Here is a 5,813-nt window from a genome sequence, read left to right on the forward strand (position 1 = left end):
GCAGCGGGGGTGCTGGAGTCCCGGGGACACAGATCGCGGGAGTGACCGAGCAGGGTGAGGCGGCCCGCGACGATCTCGTCGAACATCGGCCGAGCCGGCGGGCATCTGCCGTCGAACGGCAGGAACCCGATCGGCCAGGATTCCGCTGGCGGCCTGCCGCGCAGCAGCATCTCGCCCAGGCCCGGGTGGCGACTCAGGACGGCCCGTTGCCCGCGCAGCCGGACACGGGCGCCGAGCTGGACCGGTCGCAGTCCCGCGGTGGTGCGCAGGTAGCGACCGAGCGGAACCGACGCGGTCACCGGTGAACGGACCGGGTCAGTGCGCCGATCGTGAGCTCATACCAGGCGTAGTAGAGACAGAACAGCAGCCCCTGCCGCCCATCCCGCCATCCGCTCCGCAGCAGGTACATGTAGCAGAAGAGGACCGCCGGCTTGGCCGGAACCAGCGGGAAGATCACGTCCCTCGCGATGGTCCGCGTGAGCGGTCGGGTCGACCCGGTGGGCCGGCGCACCTCCTCGCGGACCCGCGCCAACCGCTCCCGGACAGCGGGCTGCGTCACGCGGCGCGCCGCCTCCAGTTCGGCGTAGCGCACGTGCTTGCGTAGCCAGGCTGCGAGTCCCTTGTGGTCCTCGTCGATCAGGTCGGCGGACAGCCGTCCGACCTCACCAGTGACCACGGCCCGTTCGCTGTAGGTGACGGCGTTGTCGAAGTACGCCACCCGCCGATCGAGTAGCCGCGCCTGCCAGCTGTTCGCGTACCACCCGCAGTGCGCGATCCAGCGGCCTTCGAACACCAGCCGGCGTCGTTGGCTGTAGGCCGCGCAGTCCGCCGTCCCCAGCCGGGCGGCGATCTCGGCGGCGAGCGCGGTGGACACCCATTCGTCGCTGTCGAGGAAGTACACCCAGTCGTGGGCGATCCCCGGGTGGGTCATCGCCCACTGCCGCTGGCCGGAGAATCCACGCCAAGGCTCGTGCCAGACGGTCGCACCGATGGCGCGGGCCAGATCCGCGGTGCCGTCGGTGGAACCCGAGTCCACGACGACGACCTGTCGACACCAACCGACGGACCTGATCGCCCGGACGATGTTCGGTGCCTCGTTGTGGGCGAGGATGATCGCGGTGACGGGAACCGATCCCGGCGCCGGCTGCGGCTGTGTCGATCCGGCGGGGGCTGCGGTGTCATAGGGGGTCGGCCAGTTCGCCCGGCGCGGGGTTCGCGTCGTTGCTGGTTCTGGCGCGGCCGGTTCTGGCGCGGCCGGTGGTGCCGCGGGGAATGACGGGCCCTGGCGCGGCGGGATTCGGTGGGTCTGCGTCGTCACGGTGAGCTCTCTCCTGCGTCGAGCAACCAGTCGAAGTAACGCGTCGGATCGAAGGGGTTTCCCGTCTCGGGCCGTGGCGTGAACGTGAGCGCCGTGCGCAGCGCCACGGCGAGATCATCCGCCGACTCCCGGGAGTACGGCACCAGAACCGGGCCGGCCACCTCGCGGTTGTGTGAGGTGTCGCGGGCGATGACGGGTATCCCGGCGAGCCGTGCCTCGGCGAGAGGGTAGCCGAAGGACTCGATCGTCGTCGGCTGCAGCAACGCGCCGGCATCGCGTTGGTGGGCCCGCAGCTCGGCCGGCGTCAGCCGGCCCACGAACCTCAGCGTCCGACAGTGGGACAGGCCGTGTTCGTGGGCCTCGCGATCGGTCGCGGTGACCGTGATCGCGAGGTGGGCTCCGATCTCCTCCTGAAGCCGGGTCGCGGCGGCATCGACCATGCGGAGCAGGCGCCCCATCGGTTTGAACGGCGCGAACAACACGGGACACAGAAACCGGCCCGGCGTACGGGTCTGGGGAGGGGCCGGATCGGGGGACAGCGGATGGGGCCGGACCACCAGCCTGGCGGACAGGCTCGGAAGTACGGTGAGAACCCGGTCCGCCATCGTGGTCGTCGGTACGACGATCACGTCCGCACGACGGGCGAACAGCCGCACGAGACGTGCTGTCCGTGCCATGCCGTCGGGCAGGCCGCCGGGTAGCCGCTGGGCCTCCTCCGCCGGCAGGAAGTGCAGCACGTTGCGCAGCAGGACCCACCGTTCGCCGCGGGTCGCGAGGAAGCCGACGTTGTTGAGGGCGATCGCGCGCGCGTACCGCCCAGGCCGCTCCCGGCGGGCGAGCCAGCCCGGTCCGATCCGGCGATCTCGGCCGACCAGCTGGACCTGCAGGCCCGGCCGAAAGCTCAGGTAACCGTCCAGTTCGGTCAGGAACCGCAACGCCCCGCCCATCCGGGCACCGGCACAGTCGACCAGGATCGGGTGGGTGCTGGAGGTCGGCCTCACGCCGAGACACCCCGCGGTGCGGGGTCGTCGACGAGACCGGGCTCGGATGACGGGCGGCTGCCGGGTACCGACACCGGGCGACCGTCGGGCTGCGCGGACCCGCGGATGGCCCGGGTCGTCGATCGGGTCCGGCGGGCGTAGAGGTAGCCCGACGCCGCGTCGCCCAGATGGGCAGTCGGCACCAGGTCGTTACCGAGCAGAGTGACCTCGAAGCCGTGCCGGACCAGCAGGTCGTCGAGCGTACGGGGATCGCCGAACCCGGTGTGCACCTCCATCACGATCCGACCAACCGCGTCCAGCCATCCAGGCTCGTCGAACAGGGCGAACTCGGAGCCTTCGATGTCCAGCTTGACGAGGTCGACCTGGTCGACCCCGCCAGCCTCGAACACCTCTGCCATGGTGAGGACGTCGACGTCCCCGTCCCAGTGTGTCGCGTTCCGGCGGGCCCGCGGATCGGCGAACACGCCGGCGGTCGGACCGACCAGGGCGTGGAGCAGCTGGATGTGGTTCGACACACCGTTGCCGGCGGCATGGTTGATGAAGGCGGGGGCGAACCCGCGCTGCGCCTCGACGGCAATCACATCGGCGCCCGCTCGCGCCGCGAGCACCGAGAACAGGCCCTGGTTTGCGCCGAGGTCGACGACGACCTCGCCGGCCGCAGGCGCGTACCCGGGGAGAGCGTGGTAGACCCCGCGGCAGTACATCTCGCGCGCGCCGCCGAACGCGGTGCCGGGCAACACGACCGTCACCCCGGGCAGCGGCCGGTAGGTGTGGCCGCCGGCGGCCATCGCCCGGTCGGCGGCATCCAGGTTGCCCGCCCGGCGGATGGTCGGAGCATGCCGGGCCACGGCGGCACCGAAGCGCAGCGCCGTCGGGGGACCAGCCACCCTGGCGATCCGTTGGAGGTCCTGGAGCAGCTGGGTGGCCTGGTCGATCCGGAACATCCGGGTCTCCGTTCGGTCGGGAGAGCGGCTGGGGGTCACCCGATCGGGTGATGAGGCGGCCTGCGCCGCGATGCCGGCCGCGAACGGCCGCGGACGATGGTCCAGATCGCGGCGGGCCGCGTCGATCGCGAACGCCTTGTCCTCGGTGAGCCGGGCGATCTGTTCGGCCTTCAACCTTGGCGAGGACACCCGCCGCTCGTAGGCACGGGTCACGGCGATGACGGGGCGGACCGGCACGGGCACGCAGATCACCCGTCGGCCGACGGCGGCGCCGGCCGTGATCACGACCTGCCGGAACGTCAATGCCTCCGGCCCGGCGACGTCATAGGCGCGTCCGATCGCCGCCGCGGTCGTCGTTGCGCGCAGCACGGTGCGGGCCAGGTCCTCGACGTGCACCGGCTGCTGCAGATGATGCCCACCGCCGGGGACCGGCAGCACCGGAACGCGCCGGAGCAGCGCCAGCAGTCGGGCCATGTTCCGGTCGTCGGGACCCCCGTAGATCATCGTCGGTCGGATGACCGTCCAGTCCAGCCCGCTCGCCGCGATGGTCCCCTCGGCCGCTACCCGGATCCGCTTCGAGGGTGGATCGAGCGTGGTGAAGATCCCGGTGGTGGAAAGGAAGACGGCCCGGCGAATGCCGGCCGCACGGGCGGCGGTCACGATCGTCTCCGCATGGCCGAACCCGAGTGAGGCGATGTTGATCAGCGCCTCGCAGTTCGCCTCGCGGAACGCCGGGAGCAACGTCGCCGGATCGTCGAGGTCACCGCGCACAGTCCCCGCGCCGCGTCGGCGCAGCTTCGTCGCCGCCGCGTCGCTGCGCGCCAGCCCGACGACCCGGTGTCCGTCCGCGAGCGCCCGGTCGACCACCCGGCTTCCGAGGAAACCGGTGCCACCGGTGATGAGGAACCTCATGCGACCACGTCCGGTGCGGGTACCTGCACCGGTGGGGAAAGGGTCGTCGGTGGGGGCAGCGCCGGGAACGGTGCGTCGTCGAACAGCAGCGTCTGGTACCGGCGGGCCAGGTCGTCGCGATCGTAGTGGGCCTCGACGTGCGCCCGCCCGCCGCGGGCCATCCGCGCCCGGCGGTCCGGGTCCGCCGCCAGGGCCAGGACCGCCTCCGCCAGCGCGGCCGGGTCCTCGGGGGGCACGACCATCTGTCCGGCGGCAAGGAGGATCCGGGCCGCCTCGCCGCGGACCGCCCCGATCACCGGGCGGCCCGCGGCGAGGAACTCGAACATCTTCGACGGGATGAACGTGTCGAACATCGGCACGTCCCGCAGTGGGACAACGCAGATGTCGGCGGCCGCGACGACGGCGGGTACCTCCTCGCGGGCAACCCCGTCGCGCAGCACCGTGTTGGCCAGCCCCAGGCTCTCGACGTGCCCGACGATCCTGCGTTTCTCGGCCCCCTCACCGACGAAGGCGAACCGGATCGGCCGGCCGGTCACCCGGGCGGCCGCGTCGGCGATCGAGGTCAGCCCGTGCGAGATGCCGTGGGCGCCGAGGTAGAGCACGAGGGTGTCGCCGTCGGTGGCGCCCAGCCAGGCCCGGATGTCGGCCGAGGCCGCGGTCGTCGGGTGGAACCGGCGGAGGTCCACGCCGTTGGGAATCACGTGCACCTTGCGCGGCGCGATGCCTCGTCGCACGATGTCCTCCCGGAACCCCTCCGTCACCGTGACAACGGCGTCGGCGGCCCGGTAGGCGGCGAGTTCGAGGCGTTCGAGAACGCCGAGGACCCGCCGGTCGGTGAGGACGCCGAGGTGCTCGAAGATGGCCGGCCACAGGTCGCGGACCTCCACGACCAGCCGGGCGCCGCGCAGCCTGGCGAGCAGCCAGGCCGAGCCGAGGGGAAAGAAGGTCGGCGAGGACACCACCACCACGTCGACCGGGCCGGCGGGCCAGCCGCCGAGCAGGACGCTGGTGACCATGAACGACAGATGACCGAGGGTCTTGCGGGTGATCCCCTCGTTGGGAGTGGCATAGAGCCAGGTGCGTACGACGCGGTAGCCGTCGACCCGCTCGGTCCGCAGCCAGGCGCCGTGATAGGCGGCAGGGATCTTGCCCGTCGGGTGGTTCGGCATGCCGGTGAGTACGGTGACGTCGAGCCCGTTCGCCGCCCACGCGCGTGCCGTCTCCGACAACCGGGACTGGGGAGCTCCGGTCTCCGGGGGGAAGTAGTGCGTCACCAGCAGGACGCGCGACCGGACAGGAGAGGGGACCACCGACCTCGACCTCCAGTCGCCCTTTACATCCTTCGCCATGAGTAATGCATTGTATTCTGTGAGCGACTAAACGTAGGCGATGTCGCATCGCGTGTGTCGCGCTTCGTATCGATCTCATTGCCATCCATCGTCGTTGTCGGCCGCCTGGCGGTCGCGGGGGTACGAGCCGATCAGTGGCTTCGACCGGCATCCCCCAGTGGTCGGGTTCCGTTGGTCCGGTCTGTCCTGTCCGGGTTCGTCGGCCGGCGTTGCGACGGGATCGCCGCGACGCCGGACGCGGCCGGTGTGGGGGACGCGGCCGGTGTGGGGGACGCGGCCGGCATGGGGG

Annotated in this window: 4 protein-coding genes and 1 pseudogene; all 5 read right to left on the reverse strand. The window is 71.6% G+C overall.

Features of this window, described 5'->3' with window-relative positions:
• A pseudogene (locus AC08OO_RS22180) lies at positions 1-299 on the reverse strand (heparinase); the annotation flags it as partial.
• Positions 296-1,318 carry a glycosyltransferase family 2 protein gene (locus tag AC08OO_RS22185; protein ID WP_476611621.1) on the reverse strand — a complete coding sequence of 341 codons (1,023 nt, stop codon included), beginning with the start codon at positions 1,316-1,318 and terminating at the stop codon, positions 296-298. The gene AC08OO_RS22185 and the pseudogene AC08OO_RS22180, both read right to left, overlap by 4 nt.
• A complete protein-coding gene (locus AC08OO_RS22190) occupies positions 1,315-2,319 on the reverse strand; it encodes a glycosyltransferase (RefSeq protein ID WP_476611620.1) in 1,005 nt (334 codons plus the stop codon). The genes AC08OO_RS22185 and AC08OO_RS22190 overlap by 4 nt, the downstream gene beginning before the upstream one ends.
• Entirely contained in the window at positions 2,316-4,175 is a 1,860-nt protein-coding gene (locus tag AC08OO_RS22195) for an FkbM family methyltransferase (protein WP_476611619.1), read from the reverse strand. The genes AC08OO_RS22190 and AC08OO_RS22195 overlap by 4 nt, the downstream gene beginning before the upstream one ends.
• A complete protein-coding gene (locus tag AC08OO_RS22200; RefSeq protein WP_476611618.1) occupies positions 4,172-5,524 on the reverse strand; it encodes a glycosyltransferase family 4 protein in 1,353 nt (450 codons plus the stop codon). The genes AC08OO_RS22195 and AC08OO_RS22200 overlap by 4 nt, the downstream gene beginning before the upstream one ends.
• Positions 5,525-5,813 lie beyond the last annotated feature (289 nt).

Source organism: Frankia sp. CeCAU1, from assembly GCF_977971845.1.